The following is a 2,123-nucleotide window of genomic DNA, read 5'->3' on the forward strand; positions in this document are numbered from 1 at the left end:
GGGGGAGCCGATAATACAGCAATTCAGGTTTCGGGCATTTGCGGGGATTTTCGGGCGGGTGTTCATCGTGAGAAACTCCGTCCCGGTCAAAATCACGTTGTTTTCAAACCTTGGATCAACAAACGGTTTGATGTCTTTTTCCGTTCCCCACCGGGCGCTGCCGTATTCTGCATCCCGCCGGAACTTCTTAGCGTTCTTGCTTTTGAAATAGATCAGCAGCCGGAAACCAACGGCTCCTACAATGCCGACAAGCCAATCCAGCGGGACTAAACCGGGCGCAAAGTCAGCAAAGGCCGGGCCAATCGTCTGGCCCAGCCCGATGAGCTTATGTGCAAAATCGTTACCCTCCGCCAGCCGGTAGGCCGTTCCCAGCTTGAGGAACGCCCACAGGATGAACAGATAGGGAATGTTTGGAATGAGATATTTTCTGATCTTATCTGTCCTCATGGGCAACCTCCTTTGCACGTTCTTTTTGTTTCGGCTTTTCTTTGGAAAGCTGATCCGCCGCCTGTTGCAGTTGTTCTCGGATGGGAACTCGGTTCGATTTTGCTTTGCTTAACACCTTCCGGGAGTACTCGGAAAAGCAGGCGGTCATCGCGTCTGCCTGTCCAGCCTTGAAAAACAGCAGGTATTTGTCCGGCCCGGTTTTATAGAACGCATAGTCTACATTCCATTTCCGGGCCACGCGGTCAAAGGACTTGGCATCCCCGGATAGCTCAATGCTGTTGGTGGCTGTACCGTGGGCCATGAGCTTTCGCACACTTTGTTTTCCATGCGGTACTTGCCGCCCACGGTATGCCTTGCGGATCTTCCGGCCCACCATGCCCAGCACATACGCCAGTCCCCGCGCCGTCAGCTTGGTTGTTTTTACGGATATGGCTATCGTGCGCCGGGAAATATCTTCATCAATCAGTTACACCGCCTCCTTCCTTGGGACAATTTGTCTCGAAGTGCCATCACCGATCCCCACGGTCTTTTTTCTGCATTTGACGGTAGCCCTCCAGCGAAGAACCGTCTATGATTTCCTGATAGGCCGCCATTTGCTCCCGGATAGAGAGCTTCGGGAAAGAGAACACCTTATGCTCCTTGGGAATATCCTGCAAGCCGTGATACACTTCCACGAAATGATCGCTTTCTTTGACAACATAGCCGCCCGGGGCAAAATGGCCGTTTTCGTGGATGCAGGCATCCCGGCCATACGCCTCATAATCGAAATACGGTTTTACCTGATCCGGCACATCCAACATTTCCAGATCGTCCACATAAATACGCCCCAGCGTTTCCTCATCGGATACGCCGGGGTAAAAGCCGTAACAGTCCAGATTTTGTGTCAGATTGATGATGTCCCGCACCGAAGAACAGTGATCGCCGCTGTCGAGGACGGCCTCCAGTGTTTCCAGCTCCGATGAGGTAAGCTCGGAAAGCAGGCAGGCCAGATGATTAAGCTCGTCCAGATTTTCATACTCGCTCAAATGGTCATAGAGCCCCAGCACATCCCCATCGAAAGAGGTAATAAAAATTTCCTGATAGCGGACGCCATCCACGCCGATCCGTTTCAAAAGAGCCTCCACCTCCTGGGCGGTTGTGGGAAATTTCAGTGTTTCACCCACAAGCTGGCCCTCGCTGTACTTTCCGGCGTTGGTAACGTAGGCTTCAAACAGGGTTGCCATTAGCGGCGGCCCTGTCCCTTGACGGTCAGGATGCCCTCAAGGGTTGTTGCCGTAATTCCCAGCCGCTGGGCCACGGCAATATCATTTTTCATGGCTTCGGTCATACTGTGCCCGCAGACAACCAGCACATGAGAACGGCGGAGCAGGTCACGGCTCATGTCGATGCCGCTTTTATGCTCCTCGGGAACAGCATCATTGAGAAACAGGGGCAAGTACAAAGGCGGACAAATAGGAGAAAAGCCTGCCTCATACACGGTGCGGCAATACTGCGCCGCCAGTTCTGCGTTTTCGCTATCGCCGCCGAGCCATGCAGCGGTGATATAAGCAAGGGGTCGTTTCATCGTTCATACCTCCGATATTTTAATAAGAAAGTTCAACCCAAACCCCACGCCCTTTCCCAGTCTTGGGAAAGGGGGCGGCTCTGGAGGATATACCCCCGCCGCTTGCCGGGGA

Annotated in this window: 3 protein-coding genes and 1 pseudogene; all 4 read right to left on the reverse strand. The window is 53.4% G+C overall.

Annotated features, from left to right (window positions below):
- Window positions 1-447: pseudogene (locus HMPREF0373_RS06625) on the reverse strand (VirD4-like conjugal transfer protein, CD1115 family); the annotation flags it as partial.
- Window positions 434-913, reverse strand: a complete 480-nt coding sequence (locus HMPREF0373_RS06630) for a PcfB family protein (protein ID WP_330397925.1) — start codon at window positions 911-913, stop codon at window positions 434-436. The pseudogene HMPREF0373_RS06625 and the gene HMPREF0373_RS06630, both read right to left, overlap by 14 nt.
- A gap of 43 nt (window positions 914-956) precedes the next feature.
- On the reverse strand, window positions 957-1,670 hold the full coding sequence (locus HMPREF0373_RS06635; protein WP_014080243.1) for an antirestriction protein ArdA: 714 nt from the start codon (window positions 1,668-1,670) through the stop codon (window positions 957-959).
- Entirely contained in the window at window positions 1,670-2,011 is a 342-nt protein-coding gene (locus HMPREF0373_RS06640; protein WP_003020223.1) for a DUF7768 domain-containing protein, read from the reverse strand. Before HMPREF0373_RS06640 ends, HMPREF0373_RS06635 begins: the two co-directional genes overlap by 1 nt.
- Window positions 2,012-2,123 lie beyond the last annotated feature (112 nt).

It is taken from the genome of Eubacterium ramulus ATCC 29099, assembly GCF_000469345.1.
Classification (GTDB): Bacteria; Bacillota; Clostridia; order Lachnospirales; family Lachnospiraceae; genus Eubacterium_I; species Eubacterium_I ramulus.